The organism is Aurantimonas sp. A3-2-R12 (genome assembly GCF_036016755.1).
In the GTDB taxonomy this organism is placed as follows: Bacteria; Pseudomonadota; Alphaproteobacteria; order Rhizobiales; family Rhizobiaceae; genus Aurantimonas; species Aurantimonas coralicida_A.
Window position 1 is genome coordinate 127271 of sequence record NZ_JAYXIH010000001.1, and the last position, 17519, is coordinate 144789.

Consider the following 17519-nt stretch of genomic DNA (forward strand, 5'->3'; position numbering starts at 1 on the left):
GCCGGAGATCGGGCCGGCGCAAGCGTTGACGATCCGCGCCGGAAATCAGTGGACATCGGAATTTCCGCCCCCACACCAAAATTAGTTTACGCATAAAATATCTGCTGGCAACAGACGCTGGTCATATTTTTTGCCCGATGAATTTTTGTGCACTGCGAAGCGCCACCGCGCTGGAATGCCGCTCCCACGGGCGTCCAACGGAAGCTCGCGAAACTTCCGGAGGGGAAACCGCGTCAACTTGACGATTATTGTCGCGGCTCTGGAAATTCATCCCGGAATCACGCTATAGTGCCACCGTCATCTCGCTGGACCTCTCAGGCCAGTGCGAGGTGGGGAGGGGTACCATGGCCATTGCGCTCGTGCTCGTTCTCGTCGCTGTCGGCTCGGTGCTGTTTCACCTTCTGAGCCCATGGTGGTGGACACCTATTGCCTCAAATTGGGGCTATATCGACACAACCATCATCGTCACTTTCTGGATTACGGGCTTCGTTTTCGTCGCCGTCGTCCTGTTCATGGCCTATTGCGTCTTTCGCTTCCGCCACAAGGAGGGATCCAGGGCCGCGTACGAGCCGGAAAACAAAAAGCTCGAGATCTGGCTCACGGCCGCGACCGCGCTGGGCGTCGCGGCGATGCTGGCGCCGGGGCTGGTCGTGTGGGGTCAGTTCGTTACCGTTCCCGACGATGCGACCGAAGTCGAGGTCGTCGGACAGCAGTGGCAGTGGAGCTTTCGCCTGCCTGGCGAGGACGGTCAGTTGGGCACGTCCGACAACCGCAAGATCGGGCCGGACAATCCCTTGGGAATCGATCCCGCCGATCCGGCCGGCCAGGACGACGTCGTGATCGAGGCAACCGATTTGCATCTACCGATCGGCAAGCCGGTCAAGATGCTGCTGCGCTCCATCGACGTGCTGCATGATTTCTACGTCCCGGAATTCCGGGCCAAGATGGATATGGTCCCAGGCAGCGTCACCTATTTCTGGTTCACCCCAACGCGAACCGGCAGCTTCGAAATCCTTTGCGCCGAACTCTGCGGCATCGGACACGGCTTCATGCGCGGCATCACCGTGGTCGACACCCAAGAGGACTACGTTGCCTGGCTGCAGGAGCAGTCGACCTTCGCGCAATTGTCGACGCCCGACCAGGTCAGCTCGGTGGACGAGGTCAAATGATGAGCAGGGCGGGGGCAACGCCGACGTAAGCGTGCCAGCAACCCGGGGCAGGACAACAGGGTGCGCCGGACGGAACAGGGAGGCAGAGCGATGGTCGATGTCACGTCAGGCGGCGGCGAAGCGATCCCGCCCGCCGAAGTCGCGGATGTCGAACTGTACCACCCGAAAAGCTGGTTGACGAAATACGTCTTTTCGCAGGACGCCAAGATCATCGCCATCCAATATTCGTCCACAGCTCTCGCCATCGGGCTCGTCGCCCTGGTGCTGTCATGGCTGATGCGGCTGCAACTCGGCTTTCCCGGCACCTTCGACTTCATCACGCCGGAAGCCTACTACCAGTTCGTCACCATGCACGGCATGATCATGGTGGTGTATCTGTTGACCGCGCTGTTCCTCGGTGGATTTGGCAACTACTTGATTCCGTTGATGGTCGGCGCGCGGGATATGGTCTTTCCCTACGCCAATATGCTGAGCTACTGGATCTATCTCCTCGCCGTGCTCGTGCTGGTCGTCAGTTTCTTCGCACCCGGCGGTCCGACCGGCGCCGGCTGGACGCTCTATCCGCCGCAGGCCATCCTCGGCGGCACGCCGGGCGGTCAGGGCGCCGGCATCATTCTGATGCTGGTCTCGCTGATCCTGTTCATCATCGGCTTCACCATGGGCGGCCTGAACTATGTCGTGACCGTCCTCCAGGGCCGCGCCAGAGGCATGACCTTGATGCGGATGCCGTTGACGGTGTGGGGCATCTTCACCGCCACGGTAATGGCTTTGTTCGCCTTTCCGGCGCTCTTCGTCGCCTCGGTGATGATGCTGTTCGACCGGGTGCTCGGCACCAGCTTCTTCATGCCGGCGCTGGTCGAGATGGGCGAGCAACTCAGCTATGGCGGCGGTAGTCCGATCCTGTTCCAGCACCTGTTCTGGTTCTTCGGTCATCCCGAGGTCTACATCGTCGCGCTGCCGGCCTTCGGCATTGTCTCCGACCTGATCTCGACGCACGCGCGCAAGAACATCTTCGGCTATCGCATGATGGTCTGGGCGATCGTCATCATCGGCGCGCTCAGCTTCGTCGTCTGGGCCCATCATATGTATGTCAGCGGCATGAACCCGTATTTCGGCTTCTTCTTCGCCACCACGACGCTGATCATCGCCGTTCCGACCGCCCTCAAAGTGTATAATTGGGTGCTGACCCTGTGGCGGGGCGACATTCATCTGACCTTGCCGATGCTGTTCGCCCTGGCCTTCATCGTCACCTTCCTGAACGGTGGCCTGACGGGACTGTTCCTGGGCAATGTGGTCGTTGACGTGCCGCTGTCCGACACGATGTTCGTGGTGGCCCATTTCCACATGGTCATGGGGGTTGCGCCGATCCTGGTGATCTTTGGGGCGATCTACCACTGGTATCCGAAGGTCACCGGGCGAATGCTGAACGAGGTGCTCGGCCAGTTCCACTTCTGGGTCACCTTCCTCGGTGCCTATCTGATCTTCTTTCCGATGCATTACGTGGGGTTGGTGGGCGTCCCGCGGCGTTATTCCGAATTGGGGGAAACAGCCTTCATTCCCGACTCGGTCCAAACCTTGAACGCCTTCATCAGCGTCATGGCCTTCATCGTCGGCTTCGCCCAGATCGTCTTCCTCTTCAACCTGATCTGGAGCATTCGCAACGGCCGGGACGCTGGCGGCAACCCTTGGCGGGCCACCACTTTGGAGTGGCAGACGCCCGAGACGCCGCCACCGCACGGCAATTGGGGCAAGCATCTGCCGGTGGTCTATCGCTGGGCCTACGATTACAGCGTTCCGAACGCCGAGCAGGATTTTCTGGCACAGAACGATCCCGGTGCCCTGGGTCTCGCCGAGGCGCCGCGATGAGCGTCATTCTGGTCTTTCTCTTGGTCATGGCCGGATTCGCCGCTTGGTGGCTGTCTCACCAACGAATGACGGCCAAACCCTGGCTCGAGCAAGGTCCGCTTGGCGGATTTGAGGGTTCCGACCGATCCACCCTTCCGACAGCCAAGATCGGATTGGGCGTTTTCCTCGCCGTCATCGGTGCTTTGTTTGCGCTGTTCGCCAGCGCCTATTTCATGCGCATGGAGCTGTCGGATTGGCGTCCATTGCCGATGCCCGGCCTATTGTGGCTCAACACCGGTGTACTGGTCCTCAGCAGCGTCGCGCTGCAATTTTCGCTGATCGCCGCTCGCAGTGACGAATGGCATCTGGTCCGGCTAGGACTGACGGCCGGGGGCATCGCCGCCGTCATTTTCCTGATCGGACAACTCCTCGCATGGCGGCAACTGGTGGCGGATGGATACGTCCTGGCCGGTAACCCCGCCAACAGCTTCTTCTACCTGATCACCGGTTTGCACGGGCTTCACATTCTCGGCGGATTGGTGGCCCTAGGCAGGACCATCGCCGGGGCCTGGGGGTCTTACGGACCGCAGAAGCTTCGGCTCAGCGTCGACCTCTGCGCCATGTACTGGCACTTCCTGCTCATCGTGTGGTTGGCGGTCTTCGTTCTTCTGGCCGGCTGGCCTGCCGATTTCATCAATATGTTCCGCCAATCGCTGATTTAGGAGGGTCGGGCGGATGACAGAAACTGCGTTGACGCACACATCAGGTTCCGGACCCCAGCCGCCCGGATGGCGGGGCGTTTTGGCGGACTGGGCTTCCGATCAACGCTCCTTCAAGGGCGTCTCTTGGGGGAAGGCCATGATGTGGATCTTCCTCGTCAGCGACACCTTTATTTTCGGAACGTTCCTCTTGTCCTACATGACCGCCCGTATGTCGACGCGAGTGCCATGGCCCAATGCGAGCGAAGTGTTCGCTCTCGAGATTGGGGGGGCGCATCTGCCGCTGATCCTGATCGCCATCATGACCTTCGTGCTGATCTCATCGAGCGGCACCATGGCGATGGCGGTCAATTGCGGCTACCAGCGCCAGCGAAAGAAGACCGCCGCCCTGTTGCTTCTTACTGCTGCGCTCGGCGCGACCTTCGTCGGTATGCAGGTCTTCGAGTGGACGAAGCTGATTTCGGAGGGCGTCCGTCCGTGGGGCAACCCCTGGGGCGCCGAGCAGTTCGGCGCGAGCTTCTTCATGATCACCGGTTTCCACGGCACCCACGTCACTTTTGGCGTGATCTTTCTGCTGATCGTCGCGCGCAAGGTCTGGCGCGGCGATTACGATACCGGGCGGCGCGGCTTTTTCACCAGCCGGAAAGGCCAGTACGAGAGCGTCGAGATCATGGGGCTCTATTGGCACTTCGTCGATCTGGTGTGGGTGTTCATCTTTGCATTTTTCTATCTCTGGTGAGGAGCGGACATGACCGACATCACAGTGGACAACCGGGGCCATCCTGAAGTGGCGGGCGATGCCCACGACCCCATTCCGGCGGAAGCGCCTGCCGCCGAAGGACATCAGCAGCATCCCATCAGACTCTATCTGGTGGTGTGGGGTAGCCTATTCGTGCTCAGCGCGTTTTCGTATCTCGTCGATTACGCCGGCCTTCAGGGCTATCTCAGATGGTCGCTGATCCTGCTGTTCATGATGCTCAAGGCGGGGCTGATCGTCGCCGTCTTCATGCACATCGCTTGGGAGCGGTTGGCATTGACCTATGCGATCCTGCTGCCGCCGCTGGCGGTGCTCGTGTTTACCGCGATGATGGTTTTTGAATCCGAGTACACGCTGCTGACGCGCATAACATTTTTCGGCGTTGGCCCGTAAGGCTCTTATCCCATTGCCGAAGACCGGCGCCTGGCGCGCCGGTCTGCTCCAGAGCACAGCTCAGCGAGGTGCGACCCGCTTCTCGGCATCGGCAACTGGCGGCACAACAGCCTTGCGGTAAAGGTGCCATGTCGCATGCCCGAGAACCGGGATGACGATCGCCAGGCCGACGAGAAGCGGTAGCGAACCGATGAGCAGGCCGGCCGCGACGATCAATCCCCACAGCATGGTTGGGACCGGGTTGGCGAGCATGACTTCCGCCGATGTTTGAATGGCCGCATAGGCACCCACGTCCCGATCGAGAAGCAGCGGAAATGCGACGACGGTGGTGCTGAGGACGACCAGGGCGAACAGCAGACCGAGGAAGTTGCCGAGGATGATCAGGGCCCACCCGCGGCCCGTCGTCAGGACGTCATAGATGAACGCGGTGATGGAGGCTGGTTCCGCCGAACCGTAGAGCCACTGATAGAGCGCCTGCGCCGTGAAAATCCAGGCGATGAACAGACCGAGGAGCAACAGACCGACGGCAATGATGGCCGGAATGGCGGGGGAGTTGCGCACCTCGAGCGCATGCAGCCAGGACGTATCGAGACCGAGTTCCCGCCGCCGACTGATTTCGTAAAGGCCAATCGCCGCCAAGGGACCGAGGAGGGCGAAACCGGACATCAGCGGATAGATGAGCTGCAGTGCATTGCCGCCCGAGGACCAAGTGATCAGGATCAAACCCATCACCGGGTAGATCAGGCACAAAAACACGTAATGCGAGGGTTTTTCCCAGAAATCGTCGAACCCGCGACGCAGCGCGTCGAAGACGTCCGCGATCTCAATCTGACGCACGACGGGACGAGCGACGGTTTTCTCGCCGCCTTCGAGAACATGAAAATTGGCCATGACCATTCCTCCTGAATCAGGTCTGGTATGGCCGCGGTTCATGGTGCTGCCGTTTTGCGTACGCAACTGGGTCACGCGAAACCGCGACCTGCACCGTTGATCAGCATACGCCCCAGCGGCAGATTTGTCGCCCCCTGCGCCATTCGAGCGGAATGATCGACCGCCAGGCCATTTCAAGTGATAATCGTCAGTCCGAGCAACGGGAGCGTTGCTGGGGCAGTCCGCCAGGGATAAGACATGCCGATGCCAGTCACGCGGTTTTGATGCGGGAGAATGACACCAAATGCTTCGACAACATCGGTCCTTATCGTCGCGCATCGTCAGAGTAGTCGGCATCGCAATGGTTTTGCTTGTCGTGCTGGCGGGCGTGCGGCTATTCGGCTCTGGCCCTTTGACCGATCGCGGCGCTTGGCCGTCCGAATTTCGAAGCAATGGCGAGCGAATTTATTTCACCGCGACCAGTGCTTCGGGCCAGCCGATCGCGCCTCAGGGCGGAAGCATGCATATGATGATGGCCGGCGGCGGATGCGTCGCCTGCCATGGTGCGGACCGGGGTGGCGGGCGGCTGATGCCACGTTTCTGGCAGTCGGCGCCACCGCTGACAGCCGCCGCTTTATTCGGTGAGCACGATGAGGCTGCCGGGACGGAAGGCGCGACCGAGAGTCATGGCGATCATGACGACTATACCGACGACACGCTGCGACGGGCCATCACCGACGGCATCGATCCCGGCGGCGAGCGCCTCGATCCAGTGATGCCGCGGTGGTCGATGACGGACGCGGATATGACGGATCTGATCGCCTATCTGAAGACCCCAGTCGACAGCGCGAAGTGAGGCGCGGCGCGGCGGCGCGCTTCGTTTGCCGCCGCTTAACGCCAATATCGGTACGCGCCGAGATTTGACCGCTCGTTCAAAAATTACCAGACACGTCTGCGGCGCTACAGCGTGAAGTCAGGTCGCAAATCTTGGCTTTTTGGCTCTCAGCCGCAATGAGATCCATAAGCCGGCCAGCATGCCGATCACCATCGCCGGCAGGAAAGCAAGCGTGCCCGGGGCAGCCAGCGGCAAGGCTGTCCAGGCGGGGCCGGGGCAGAAGCCGCCGATTCCCCAGCCGATCCCGAATATCGCCGCGCCTGTCAAAAGCGGCGCATCGATATCCGCGCGCGTCGGAATCTCGAAACGCGGCATCATCAAAGGCCTTTCACGCCGCCAGATCAGCCGGTAGCCGACGAAGGTGGTCAGGGATGCGCCGCCCATGACGAAGGCAAGGCTCGGGTCCCATGAGCCGAAAACATCCAGAAAGTTGAGAACCTTCGCGGGATCCGACATGCCGGAAACCACCAGACCCATGCCGAAGACCAGGCCCGATACAAGTCCCAATACAAATCGCATGATCGTCACCCGAGTATGTGCCGGAGGAAAAGGACCGTGAGGAACGCGGTCGTCATGAAGGCCGCAACCGCAACAAGCGATCGCGTCGACAGCCGCGCCAGACCGCAGACACCATGGCCGCTGGTGCAACCGGAGCCCCAGATCGTCCCGAAACCGACCAGCAGCCCGGCCAGGATCATCACGCCCAGATTGTCGGAAACGGTCTGTACGACCGGCTCACCCGTGGCAAGAACGAGCAGGAGCGGCGCGGCCACCAGGCCGATCAAGAACGCCAAGCGCCAGCTCCAATCGGAGCGGATGGATGGCAAGGCGCCGACAGTTATCCCGGAAATGCCTGCGACGCGGCCGAAGAATGCCATGACCATGACCGCTGACAAGCCGATCAGCCCGCCTCCGAATAAGGAGGCCCAGGGGGTGAACTCGGTCATGGTGGACGGTGGCATCGCGCGGTTCCCTTTGACAATCGGCTCTTTACTGGTGGCCGTAGGAAGCCCATATATGAATCATGTCTAAAGTAGTCAAATCTAATATGTCCGAGTTGGATGCGCGTGCCGCCGGCGTGGCGGCCATTCTCGCACTCATGGGCAACGCCCATCGGCTACGCATTCTTTGCAAGCTCGCCGAGGACGAAGCGTCGGTCGGAGTCCTCGTATCGGAGGTCGGCCTCAGCCAATCCGCTTTGTCGCAGCATCTGGCAAAGCTTCGGGCTGGTGGATTGGTCACCACCCGACGTGACGCCCAGACGATCTTCTACTCTCTCGCAAGCGACGAAGTTCGCGCGATCATGGCGAGCCTGTATGATGTATTCTGTGCGCACAGGAAGCGGCACGCCGCACCGTGACGCCAGCACTTCCTCGATTCGGTTCTCGCAAGGGCCCGCTGCGCGGCGGCGGCGGGGCCTTCAGGCGCGATGCCGATCCTGCAAATCAGCGGACGGTCCCGCCCTGAGAAAGATTTGATATGAACCGACGTGAACTTTTGATGAGCGGCTCCTCGCTTCTCGCCTGGCTGGCAACTTCCGGCATGGTCTCGGCTGCGAATGCCCAGGCGGCTGCGGGACAGACCGACGGCGAGGAACTTGGCCTTCCGCCGCTACTGGACGCGCGGTCCGGCCCGATCCGTCTCGAGGCTACGGCTGGGACGACGGTTTTCGCCGGCGGCGCTCCGTCATCGACCATGGGGTTCAATCAAACCTACCTCGGGCCGACGGTTCTGCTGCGGCGCGGAACGAACATCCCGGTTCGGATCGAGAACGGCGTCAATGTACCGATCACCCTCCATTGGCATGGCCTGACAGTCCCCAGTTCGGCGGATGGCGGCCCGGGCACCGAAACCGCTCCAGGCGCTGGCCGTGACGTCGAGCTACCAGTCAACCAACCGGCTGCAACGCACTGGTATCACACCCATGTTCACGGCCGCACAGCGCCCGATGTATATGCCGGGTTGGCCGGTGCCGTGATCCTCCAGGACGACGACGAGGCCGGCATCGAACTTCCCAGGACCTACGGCGTCGACGATTTCGTGTTGATCCTGCAGGACAAGCGTTTCGATAGTTCGGGCAGAGCGGTCTACGAACCAGGCATGATGGACGTCATGCACGGCTTTCGCGGCGACGCGGTGCTCGTCAATGGTCAGCTTCGGCCGATTGCCAAGGCGCCGCGCGGTCTGGTGCGGCTGCGTTTAATCAATGCGGCGACTTCGAGTCCCTTCGATCTGTCGCTCGAGAGCGGCCGGCCGCTCGTCCTTATCGGTGTCGATCAAGGCCTGCTCGATGCGCCGGTAGAAGTGAGCAGGGTCTTGATCGCACCCGGCGAACGCGTTGAACTACTGGTCGACCTGAGGCTTGGCGAAGACCGCCTTATGGCGGCATCGCAATCATCCATGGGCATGGGCGGTATGATGGGCGGCATGGGCGGCGATGCCGGGAGCGCAGTCCTCCTGACGCTTGTGCCCGAAGACAGCCAGGAAGCCGCCGTCACCACGTTGCCGGAGCGCCTGCCGGGGTCCATGGTTGCCATCGCGGCAACCGGCGCGCGGCGTCGTTTCCTCCTTGACGAAGGCATGGGGCCGATGAACATGGTGCGCGGTCTGCTCGGCGGCTCCCCGGTGATGACCATCAACGGCAAACCTTACGAGATCGACCGCGTCGATTTTTCAACGCCGGTCGGCGCACAGGAGCATTGGACCGTCGTTGCCAACCAGATGGCGCATCCGTTCCACGTCCATGGCGCGAAGTTCCAGGTCTTGAGGAACGGCGGCCGCGAACCACGCCCCGAGGAACGGGGATGGAAGGACACCGTCCTGGTGAACGGGGAGGCCGAACTCGCGGTTTCCATTGATGCCGAAACCAGCGAGGGACTGCCGTTCGTCTTTCACTGTCATATTTTGGAACATGAAGACGCCGGGATGATGGGGCAGTTCACGACACAAGTTTAGCGTATCAGGGTAGCCGGGGCGGGGCCATTCGAACCGGCGGCCCACATGGCCGCACCGCCAGCGACCCGATCAAGGGGACCGAATGATCACGTCAGAGCCGCAGCAGCGGGACACGAGGCAGGGGCTGTGGGCGGTTCCGGAGGTCTCGCTCGCTCTGTTCTCCTTCGCCTTCCATTTCATTTGGGAGTTCCTGCAGATTCCGACATTCGAAGGAATGGCGGACCTTCGGCACTGGGAGGGCGTGAAGATATGCACCTACGCCACCATCGGCGATGTGGGTATCGCCCTGGCCGCCTTCTGGATCACGTCGCTCGCGGCGCGCACACGACATTGGATAATCGACAAGAAGGCATGGCAGTTTCTGGTCTTCCTGGCCGTCGGCCTCGCCATCACCGTCGGGCTCGAATTCTATTACGTCGAAATATCCAACCGCTGGTCCTATTCCGAGCTGATGCCGCTGGTGCCGCCATTCGGAACCGGTCTCTCGCCGCTGCTTCAATGGATCGTCGTGCCGCTGCTGGTCGTCGAGCTGACCCGGCGCAATCTCCTGGGCACGTCAAGAATCGCGACAAGACGATGAGCGCATTCCGACGCTCGCCGGCGACCCTGTCCGGTGCCTGACCGAAACAGGATGGCCGACCTTCCAAGCGCGCCGTTCGTCTCCCGACACGACGGCCGAGGCAACATCCGCTTCCTTGGCGGGCGTCGCCTTCTTGCCGTCGCGCGGTGGCGGCCCGCCCGGCACTCCGCCGGGTGCCGGCGACCTCTTTTCGAGCCGCGTGGCCGCCGACAATCGGGTTTGGTTAGATGACGACCACCCGTGCGCCGGTCGGAACCCGGTTATAGAGATCGATGACGTGATCGTTGATCATCCGGATGCAGCCATTGGAGACCGACCGTCCAATCGACCAGGGCTCGGTCGTGCCGTGGATCCTGTAGTAGGTGTCTCGTTTGCCGCGATAGAGATAGAGCGCACGCGCGCCGAGCGGGTTTCTCGGTCCACCGGGTACGCCGTTGGCATAGCGTGCATACTTGCCCGGCTCGCGGCGAATCATGTTCTTGGTCGGCGTCCAACTCGGCCACTTGGCCTTGCGTCCGATCCGCGCAGATCCCTTGAAGGCGCGTCCCGCCTTGCCGACACCGACGCCGTAGCGTCGCGCCAGACCATCGCCGAGAACCAGGTAGAGAAAATGGTTGCGCGGATCGACCACGATCGTGCCCGCTTGGTAGCCACCGAACTTCACGGTTTGGGGCAGGTATTTCGGATTGAGCTGGAATGCCTTGCGGGGACCGTGGGCCAGAGCCGGCATCGCGGACGTCAGCAAGCCGCCAAAGCCAGCCAGAAGAAGAGCACGTCTTGAGAGCATTTTCGTCATCCTGATCATCTAGTCGTCGAAGGGAGCGGAACACCGCAGTGGATGTCCGAAGCGGGGACGTCAGCTGATCGGAGGACGGAATAAGCCAGTACGGCTTCCTGAAGCGCCAGAGAAGACGGGGACGAAAAGGCTTTCCCGTCCGTCGCCAGGGATCACAGCAGTGATTGCGGACAGGGTGGCCCCGCAATCCAAGGGACAGTGGGGCGCCCCGTGCCAAGCCCTGATTTCGTTGTCGCAGCAATCCGCGGCCGCGGCGACACCGTCGCCGTCATCAGCCGTTGCCGACAAAACATTCGCGACGATCGAGCCGCCATGGGCGGCATTCCCGGCCACGGCGACCGCGATGCCTTTAGGCGTCGCCGCCAATATCGTCACGATTAGGATAAGGAACAACAGCCTCATGCGCCGCACGGTAACAGTACCTGCTTAAGTATTCCCTATCCAAGCACATCAATGAATCGTGAATTTCGCGAATTCTGGCCGCTTCGGGATTATTCGATCCCGTTGGCGCGTTGTAGCGCGCGGACATAGGCGGCGATCTGGCTGACGCTCTTCGGCGATATCCCTTCGATCGGCGGCATACTGCCGAAGCCCCAGTGATGATCACGCACGCCGTTCTGCACGGCCAGTTGGAAAGCCGCGTCGGCGTGATGGTTAGGTTCGTAGATCTTATGGACAAGGGGAGGGGCCGTGCCGCTTTTTCCTGCGGCGCTGGTTCCGTGGCAGGTTGCGCAGTTCGTATTGAAAAGCGCCTCGCCCCTCGTTTCGACGGCGCTCAGTTCCGGCACGGTCACGTCCGCCAGCGCCGCCCCCAGGCCGGCCTCGTCCGCGCCGCGACCGTCGAGACGCCACCAGATGGCAAGGGCCGTGACCACGAGAACGATCGTGAGAATGAGCGCGCGATTTTTCATCAGGGATCCTCTGCTCTGCCGATGTCCGACCGGGTAGGGGACCCCGGCCGGTGAGGTCAAGGTCTCTTTGGTCCGCACCACTCCAACTCGGCCTCGCATCCGAGCGGCTGGATCCGAGCGACGCGTTGAAGCTTGCGCCCTGATCCGCTCGGCGGCCCTATGGCGTGATAGCGACCTTGAGCACGCCGTCGCGCTGGTTGGCGAACAGCTCGTAAGCCTCCTCGATCTGGTCGAGGCCGTAGCGGTGGGTGACCAACGCGCCGAGGTCTACGCGGTCGGATTCGATCACGTTCATCAGGCGGCGCATGCGATCCTTGCCGCCGGGACACAGCGAGGTGACGATGGTGTTGTCACCTAGCCCGGCGTGGAACGCACCGAGCGGGATGGTGAGATCGGAGGAATAGACGCCGAGGCTGGACAACGTGCCGCCCGGCCGCAGAACGCGCAGACAGCTTTCGAAGGTCTTCTGCGTGCCGAGCGCCTCGATCGCAACGTCGACGCCGCGTCCGCCGGTGATCTTCATGATCTCGTCGACGGGATCGGCCGTCTTGAAGTCGATGACGACGTCGGCGCCGAGTTTCTTGGCGATGTCGAGGCGTTCGGGAACCGTGTCGACCCCAATGATCAGGCCGGCGCCGCGCATTCTGGCGCCCGCCGTCGCGCAGAGGCCGATCGGCCCTTGGGCGAAGACGACGACGATGTCGCCGATCTGGATGTTGCCCCGTTCGGCACCGCCGAAGCCGGTGGACATGATGTCGGGACACATCAGCACCTGCTCGTCGGTCAGCTCATCCGGAACCGGCGCCAAGTTGGCCATCGCGTCCGGAACCAGGACATATTCGGCCTGCGTGCCGTCGATCGTGTTGCCGAAGCGCCAGCCGCCCATCGGCTTGTAGCCGTGCGGGTGGCTCTGACCATCCTGGGAGTGCTGGCCGCACAGGCAAGCGTTGGAATAGCCGCTGGGGCAGATGGCGCCGGCGATGACCCGCTGTCCCTCCTGGTAGCCCTTGACGTTCGACCCGAGCTTTTCGATGATTCCGACAGGCTCGTGACCGATGGTCAGGCCTTTCTCGACAGGGTATTCGCCCTTGAGGATATGAACGTCGGTGCCGCAGATCGTCGTCGTGGTGATGCGCAGTAGCGCGTCGTTCGCGCCGACATCCGGAATCGGCTTTTCGCCGAGCGCGATCCGGCCCGGCTCGATGAAAATTGTCGCTCGCATCTTCTCTGGCATGGCCTTGTCCCTTTCCGTTTTGTCCGTGTCGGATAGGTGCTCACGCCGCGGGGATTGCCGCGTTGATCGAGGTCAAGAGGTGGTCAGCAGTCGGGCGGTCACAAGAGGCGACGCCGCACCACTTTCTCCGCTTCCAGAAGCAGCAGCAACCCGACGCCGATGCCGATGACGATCGCTCCATCGGCCAGTGCGATCGGGCGCGTCTCGAACACGGCCTGCATGAAGGGTGCGTAGGTGAAGACCAGTTGCAGGATGACGGTCAGGCCGACGCCGAGCAGCACCGCCGGGGTGCCGACGACACCGGTGAAGGTCAGCGAGGTCAGGTGCAGATAGCGCACGGAAAACAGATAGAAGATCTCCATGACGACGATCAGGTTGACAACGAGGGTTCGAGCGTAGGCCAACTCGTCGCCGCGTTCGATCGACCAGAAGAAGAGAGCAAAGACGGCGCCCGCGAACAGGATGGAAACCAGGACGATCCGCCAGACCATTTCCATGTCGAGCAGCGAGGCGTTGCCCGGCCTCGGCCGCCGCTCCATCACCGACGGCTCGGCTGGCTCGAAGGACAGGGTCAGGCCGAGCGCGACGGCCGTCACCATGTTGATCCACAGGATCTGTACGGGCGAAACCGGCAGCACGAAGCCCAGAAGGATCGCCCCGACGATCACCAGCGACTCGCCGCCATTGGTCGGCAGCGTCCAGGCGATGACCTTGCGGATGTTGTCGTAGATCGTGCGCCCCTCGCGCACGGCGGCAACGATCGAGGCGAAATTATCGTCGGCCAGCACCACCCGCGCGGCCTCCTTGGCGGCTTCGGTGCCCTTGATCCCCATCGCGACGCCGACATCCGCGCGCTTGAGGGCAGGGGCGTCGTTGACCCCGTCCCCGGTCATGGCAACGACCTTGCCACAAGCCTGCAGCGCTTCGACGAGCCGCAGCTTGTGCTCCGGCGCGGCTCTGGCGAACACATCGACATCCGCGACGCGACGACGTAGCTCCTCGTCGTCCATCGCCTCGATCTGGTTGCCGGTCAAAACGCCGTTGCGCGTATTGAGCCCGAGCTGGCCGGCGATAGCGAGCGCTGTGACCGCATGATCGCCGGTGATCATCTTGACGTCGATGCCGGCGCGGGCGCAGTCGGCGACCGCTTCGATGGCTTCCGGACGCGGTGGGTCGATGAAGCCGGCAATGCCGAGCAGGGTGAAGCCCTTCGCCATGTCGTTCATGCCCAGCGTTGCTTGGTCGCCGACGAATTTGACGGCAAAGGCCAGCACGCGCTGGCCCTCGCGGGCCAATGCGTCGATCCGCTTCAACCATGCCTCATGCTCCAGCGGCGCGACCCCGTCACCAGCGATCTGGTTCGCGCAGAGCGTGATGACATGATCCGGCGCGCCTTTGACGGTAATAGTGTTGCCGCCGGCGCCATCCTGATTGAGCGTCGCCATGAACCGGTGCGCCGCGTCGAAGGGGATGTCATCGAGCCGGCGATGGCGGGCTCGCTCGGCGATGGGATCGAGACCGGCTTTGTGGGCGAGAGCGAGGAGGGCACCCTCCATCGGGTCGCCGGCGACGCTCCACGCGCCATCGTCGCCGCGATGCAGCTGGGCGTCGTTGCACAACAAGGCGGCGCGCGCGAAGCCACGAAGCGCATCGGTCTGGTCAAAGGTCGATCGCGCCCCCGCGCCGCGCAATTCGCCGTCGGGGGCATAGCCGTCGCCGGTGACCGCGATTGCTTCGCCATCCGCTTCGATGACGACCGCGCGCACCACCATCTCGTTGCGCGTCAACGTACCGGTCTTGTCGGTGCAGATGACGGAAACGGCACCCAGCGTCTCGACGGCTGGCAGCTTGCGGATGATCGCGTGCCGTCGCGCCATACGCTGCACCCCGAGCGCAAGCGTAATAGTCAAAACGGCCGGCAATCCTTCCGGGATCGCGGCGACGGCCATGCCCACCATGACCAGAAAGGCATCCTGCGGCGCATAGCCGCGCGCCAGCACCGCGAAGGCGAAGACGGCACCGCTGGCGGCGAGGATGACGAGTGTCAGCCAGCGGGCGAAGCGATCGATCTGTCGTAGCAGCGGCGTGGTGATCTCCTCGATGCCCTCCAGCATCGCGCCGATCCGCCCGATCTCGGCGCGAGAGCCCGTCGCGACGACGAGCCCAACACCACGACCTGACGTGATGAGCGTGCCGGAAAACGCCATCGAGTCGCGGTCTCCCAGCGATGCATTGTGGGAGACCGGCACCGTATCCTTCACCACCGGCACCGACTCACCGGTCAGGGCCGCCTCCTGGGCGCGAAGCCCACGCGTGTCGAGAAGCCGCAGATCGGCCGGCACCCGGTCGCCAGCTTCCAAGAGCACCACGTCGCCGGGAACCAGATCGGTCGCCGGCAAGGTCACCCGCGTGCCGTCGCGCAGTACCGAGGCGTGCGCCGAGAGCATCGAGCGCACGGCGGCGAGCGAATCCTCGGCCCGCCCTTCCTGCCAGAAGCCGATGACGGCGTTGAGAATGACGACGGCGAAGATTACCAGCGTATCGGTCCAGTGGCCGAGCAACGCCGTTACGATTCCGGACGCGATCAGAACGTATATGAGGAGATTGTTGAACTGCGCGAGCAGGCGGGCGAGCGGCCCGCGTCGCGACGGTTCGGGCAATGCATTGGGACCGAACTGGCCCAGCCGCACCGCCGCCTCAGCCGCCGAAAGCCCCTCAGATCGTGCGGCGGCCTGCTCCAGCGCCGCCGCCGGGTCGAGCGCATGCCAGACGACGTCCTCGTCGCCGAATGCTTTGCCCTTCAGCTTGGCCGCGTTATCCCGCTGTTGCCGGTGAGGGGGCTCACGATTCTCCATTCTCGGTCGCTCCGGATGCTTGTCGGCTTGGCTGAGGCCACGTTCGCTATTGAAGCGATACCACGGCCGATGCTGCTGGCCAGCGTCTCATGAGACTTCCCGAGACGGGGACGGTATCATTGCGGCACGCGACCGGCGCCGCGTGCACGGCATGCCGGTCAGGATATCGACGTTTCGGCGTCAAAGTCTCGCTGATGTTGCCTGATCGGCCGATCGCCAGCGATCGAATGAGGTATCTCGGTGTCAATGTCGACACCCAGGAAATCTGCGAGGATGGGCTTTGCAGGCTACTGTGCAAGGCCGACCTCGCGCTCCGCCAACCGCGTCGCCGCGTCCGGCCGGTGCGCGCGGTGAATCTTTGGCGGCGTCCGGGTCACATAGACGTATCTGGAACCGCCACGGAGAATGGGAGAGCAGCGTCGCCCTTCTTCCCGACGCTAGTCGCCCTGGCTGGTCACCGTAAGGCCGAGAACTCGCCAGCTCTGCATGCCACCGCGATAGTAAAAAATGCGCTCCGCTGGATAGCCGGCGGCGATCATAGCGCGAATAGCGGTTGGCGACTGGCCGCACCACAGCCCGTTGCAGAACAACGCGACGCTCTCGGCATTCGCGCAGTCCCAGCCGTCGAAATCCGGCTCGCAACCAAGTTCGGTCAGCCTGTCGCCCACTTGCGTGTAGGGCAGGCTGATCGCGCCCGGAATCGATCCACCCAGGAACCAATCGATCGTCCGGCTGTCGACGACGATCGCGTCCGGGTCCATGAGCATTTCGATCAATTCAAGCTCCCCGATTGTTGTCACCCCTTCCGCCGGTGCAATCGGCTGTATGCAAAATGGCGGACAGGCGCGCGACGTCTTCGCGAATTCGCCCGTGATTTCGTGGTCCTGATCCTGGATTCGGCGGATTTCGACCGGGCCGTCCTCGGTGTCAACGGTCACGCTTGGCATGTCGCGCGCGATCCCGACCGTCAGCTCCTCCGCGGCGCCCGTTCCGGCAAGCGCCGCCAGCGCGACTCCGGCAGCGACGAAACTCGCAGTAATATGTCTCACCATGTGTTCCTCCCTTGAACGCCAAACAGATAGCAGGGTTTGCATATGATGTGGAGGTTGGCTGAGTAGCTGGCGGATCGGAAACGGGTGAGGTGTCGATGGAGCAATCGTCGTTGTTGGCGCGGACCCGGTACTCGATCTTGTTAGAGCCGCGCCGTTTGCATTTCAGTGGGAATTCGCGCTGAACGTTTATCGAGACAATGGCGGATGGGGTGTCCGCCAGACAGTTTCAGTAGTCTATATATTTCAATTACTTAGCACCTGCTCGCGCTGCAATTTGTACAGCAAGATGCGCAGCAAATTCCTCACAGCAAATTCCACAACGAGAAACGCCGCTCCGGGGACGAACCGGAGCGGCGCTATAGCCGAGCCTTACAGGGGCAAATGCAACAGAGGAAATTCCCCATGAAGCACCATCACGGAGCACCGCAATGACCGCCCATGCTTACCAAAATTCTTCAGCGAATACAACGCATTTGCACGTTCGGACG

Annotated in this window: 17 protein-coding genes and 1 pseudogene; 10 read left to right on the forward strand and 8 right to left on the reverse strand. The window is 62.4% G+C overall.

The annotated features are described in order from the left end of the window. The first annotated feature begins 344 nt into the window (after positions 1 to 344). From VSX60_RS00590 to VSX60_RS00610, 5 genes are all read left to right on the forward strand, one after another. On the forward strand, positions 345 to 1169 hold the full coding sequence (locus tag VSX60_RS00590; protein ID WP_327622167.1) for a cytochrome c oxidase subunit II: 825 nt from the start codon (positions 345 to 347) through the stop codon (positions 1167 to 1169). A 90-nt stretch (positions 1170 to 1259) separates the two neighbouring features. Continuing rightward, positions 1260 to 3035 (forward strand): cytochrome c oxidase subunit I, encoded by a 1776-nt coding sequence (ctaD, locus tag VSX60_RS00595; RefSeq protein ID WP_327622168.1) that lies wholly within the window; start codon positions 1260 to 1262, stop codon positions 3033 to 3035. Continuing rightward, positions 3032 to 3736: a cytochrome c oxidase subunit 3 gene (locus VSX60_RS00600; protein ID WP_327622169.1), complete on the forward strand. Its 705-nt coding sequence runs from the start codon at positions 3032 to 3034 to the stop codon at positions 3734 to 3736. The genes ctaD and VSX60_RS00600 overlap by 4 nt, the downstream gene beginning before the upstream one ends. 13 nt (positions 3737 to 3749) lie before the next feature. Then, positions 3750 to 4472, forward strand: coding sequence for a heme-copper oxidase subunit III family protein (locus tag VSX60_RS00605; RefSeq protein ID WP_327622170.1), 723 nt, complete (start codon positions 3750 to 3752; stop codon positions 4470 to 4472). Positions 4473 to 4481: 9 nt separating this feature from the next. Continuing rightward, a complete protein-coding gene (locus tag VSX60_RS00610) occupies positions 4482 to 4883 on the forward strand; it encodes a cytochrome C oxidase subunit IV family protein (protein WP_327622171.1) in 402 nt (133 codons plus the stop codon). 60 nt (positions 4884 to 4943) lie between these two features. Here VSX60_RS00610 and VSX60_RS00615 read toward each other — a convergent pair whose 3' ends face one another. Then, positions 4944 to 5774, reverse strand: a complete 831-nt coding sequence (locus VSX60_RS00615; RefSeq protein ID WP_327622172.1) for a DUF2189 domain-containing protein — start codon at positions 5772 to 5774, stop codon at positions 4944 to 4946. A 499-nt stretch (positions 5775 to 6273) separates the two neighbouring features. On the opposite strand from VSX60_RS00615, the gene VSX60_RS00620 reads away from it, so the two are divergent. Continuing rightward, positions 6274 to 6609, forward strand: a complete 336-nt coding sequence (locus VSX60_RS00620; RefSeq protein WP_327622173.1) for a c-type cytochrome — start codon at positions 6274 to 6276, stop codon at positions 6607 to 6609. 117 nt (positions 6610 to 6726) lie between these two features. Here the strand turns inward: VSX60_RS00620 and VSX60_RS00625 are convergent, their stop codons facing one another. Together VSX60_RS00625 and VSX60_RS00630 are read right to left on the reverse strand one after the other, a co-directional pair. Next, entirely contained in the window at positions 6727 to 7167 is a 441-nt protein-coding gene (locus VSX60_RS00625) for a DUF6691 family protein (RefSeq protein WP_327622174.1), read from the reverse strand. Positions 7168 to 7172: 5 nt separating this feature from the next. After that, the gene (locus VSX60_RS00630; protein ID WP_327622175.1) at positions 7173 to 7610 is read right to left on the reverse strand and encodes a YeeE/YedE family protein; all 438 of its coding nucleotides are present in this window, start codon (positions 7608 to 7610) and stop codon (positions 7173 to 7175) included. 86 nt (positions 7611 to 7696) lie between these two features. Between VSX60_RS00630 and VSX60_RS00635 the strand changes: the two genes are divergently transcribed. The 4 genes and pseudogenes from VSX60_RS00635 (at position 7697) to VSX60_RS00645 (ending at position 10183) form a co-directional block, all read left to right on the forward strand. Beyond that, positions 7697 to 8008 (forward strand): ArsR/SmtB family transcription factor, encoded by a 312-nt coding sequence (locus tag VSX60_RS00635; protein ID WP_327622176.1) that lies wholly within the window; start codon positions 7697 to 7699, stop codon positions 8006 to 8008. 182 nt (positions 8009 to 8190) lie between these two features. Continuing rightward, positions 8191 to 8628: pseudogene (locus VSX60_RS22520) on the forward strand (multicopper oxidase domain-containing protein); the annotation flags it as partial. A 63-nt stretch (positions 8629 to 8691) separates the two neighbouring features. Continuing rightward, the gene (locus VSX60_RS00640) at positions 8692 to 9603 is read left to right on the forward strand and encodes a multicopper oxidase family protein (protein ID WP_327622177.1); all 912 of its coding nucleotides are present in this window, start codon (positions 8692 to 8694) and stop codon (positions 9601 to 9603) included. An 82-nt stretch (positions 9604 to 9685) separates the two neighbouring features. Continuing rightward, on the forward strand, positions 9686 to 10183 hold the full coding sequence (locus VSX60_RS00645) for a hypothetical protein (RefSeq protein WP_327622178.1): 498 nt from the start codon (positions 9686 to 9688) through the stop codon (positions 10181 to 10183). A 223-nt stretch (positions 10184 to 10406) separates the two neighbouring features. Here the strand turns inward: VSX60_RS00645 and VSX60_RS00650 are convergent, their stop codons facing one another. The 5 genes from VSX60_RS00650 to VSX60_RS00670 form a co-directional block, all read right to left on the reverse strand. After that, the gene (locus VSX60_RS00650; RefSeq protein ID WP_442873025.1) at positions 10407 to 10970 is read right to left on the reverse strand and encodes a L,D-transpeptidase; all 564 of its coding nucleotides are present in this window, start codon (positions 10968 to 10970) and stop codon (positions 10407 to 10409) included. Between the two features lie 500 nt (positions 10971 to 11470). Next, entirely contained in the window at positions 11471 to 11890 is a 420-nt protein-coding gene (locus VSX60_RS00655) for a c-type cytochrome (RefSeq protein ID WP_327622179.1), read from the reverse strand. Positions 11891 to 12047: 157 nt separating this feature from the next. Then, positions 12048 to 13124 carry an NAD(P)-dependent alcohol dehydrogenase gene (locus tag VSX60_RS00660; RefSeq protein WP_327622180.1) on the reverse strand — a complete coding sequence of 359 codons (1077 nt, stop codon included), beginning with the start codon at positions 13122 to 13124 and terminating at the stop codon, positions 12048 to 12050. A gap of 98 nt (positions 13125 to 13222) precedes the next feature. Further along, the gene (locus tag VSX60_RS00665) at positions 13223 to 15979 is read right to left on the reverse strand and encodes a cation-transporting P-type ATPase (RefSeq protein ID WP_327622181.1); all 2757 of its coding nucleotides are present in this window, start codon (positions 15977 to 15979) and stop codon (positions 13223 to 13225) included. Positions 15980 to 16416: 437 nt separating this feature from the next. Further along, positions 16417 to 17031 carry a rhodanese-like domain-containing protein gene (locus VSX60_RS00670; protein WP_327622182.1) on the reverse strand — a complete coding sequence of 205 codons (615 nt, stop codon included), beginning with the start codon at positions 17029 to 17031 and terminating at the stop codon, positions 16417 to 16419. Between the last annotated feature and the right edge of the window lie 488 nt (positions 17032 to 17519).

What these genes read in the sequence shown, in the direction of transcription:
- VSX60_RS00630 (WP_327622175.1), bottom strand. Translation starts at nt 7,610, where the DNA reads ATGCCACCGTCCACCATGACCGAGTTCACCCCCTGGGCCTCCTTATTC.
- VSX60_RS00670 (WP_327622182.1), bottom strand. Translation starts at nt 17,031, where the DNA reads ATGGTGAGACATATTACTGCGAGTTTCGTCGCTGCCGGAGTCGCGCTG.
- VSX60_RS00655 (WP_327622179.1), bottom strand. Translation starts at nt 11,890, where the DNA reads ATGAAAAATCGCGCGCTCATTCTCACGATCGTTCTCGTGGTCACGGCC.
- VSX60_RS00590 (WP_327622167.1), top strand. Translation starts at nt 345, where the DNA reads ATGGCCATTGCGCTCGTGCTCGTTCTCGTCGCTGTCGGCTCGGTGCTG.
- VSX60_RS00625 (WP_327622174.1), bottom strand. Translation starts at nt 7,167, where the DNA reads ATGCGATTTGTATTGGGACTTGTATCGGGCCTGGTCTTCGGCATGGGT.
- ctaD (WP_327622168.1), top strand. Translation starts at nt 1,260, where the DNA reads ATGGTCGATGTCACGTCAGGCGGCGGCGAAGCGATCCCGCCCGCCGAA.
- VSX60_RS00635 (WP_327622176.1), top strand. Translation starts at nt 7,697, where the DNA reads ATGTCCGAGTTGGATGCGCGTGCCGCCGGCGTGGCGGCCATTCTCGCA.
- VSX60_RS00650 (WP_442873025.1), bottom strand. Translation starts at nt 10,970, where the DNA reads ATGCTCTCAAGACGTGCTCTTCTTCTGGCTGGCTTTGGCGGCTTGCTG.
- VSX60_RS00600 (WP_327622169.1), top strand. Translation starts at nt 3,032, where the DNA reads ATGAGCGTCATTCTGGTCTTTCTCTTGGTCATGGCCGGATTCGCCGCT.
- VSX60_RS00665 (WP_327622181.1), bottom strand. Translation starts at nt 15,979, where the DNA reads ATGGAGAATCGTGAGCCCCCTCACCGGCAACAGCGGGATAACGCGGCC.
- VSX60_RS00620 (WP_327622173.1), top strand. Translation starts at nt 6,274, where the DNA reads ATGCATATGATGATGGCCGGCGGCGGATGCGTCGCCTGCCATGGTGCG.
- VSX60_RS00645 (WP_327622178.1), top strand. Translation starts at nt 9,686, where the DNA reads ATGATCACGTCAGAGCCGCAGCAGCGGGACACGAGGCAGGGGCTGTGG.
- VSX60_RS00615 (WP_327622172.1), bottom strand. Translation starts at nt 5,774, where the DNA reads ATGGCCAATTTTCATGTTCTCGAAGGCGGCGAGAAAACCGTCGCTCGT.
- VSX60_RS00610 (WP_327622171.1), top strand. Translation starts at nt 4,482, where the DNA reads ATGACCGACATCACAGTGGACAACCGGGGCCATCCTGAAGTGGCGGGC.
- VSX60_RS00605 (WP_327622170.1), top strand. Translation starts at nt 3,750, where the DNA reads ATGACAGAAACTGCGTTGACGCACACATCAGGTTCCGGACCCCAGCCG.
- VSX60_RS00660 (WP_327622180.1), bottom strand. Translation starts at nt 13,124, where the DNA reads ATGCCAGAGAAGATGCGAGCGACAATTTTCATCGAGCCGGGCCGGATC.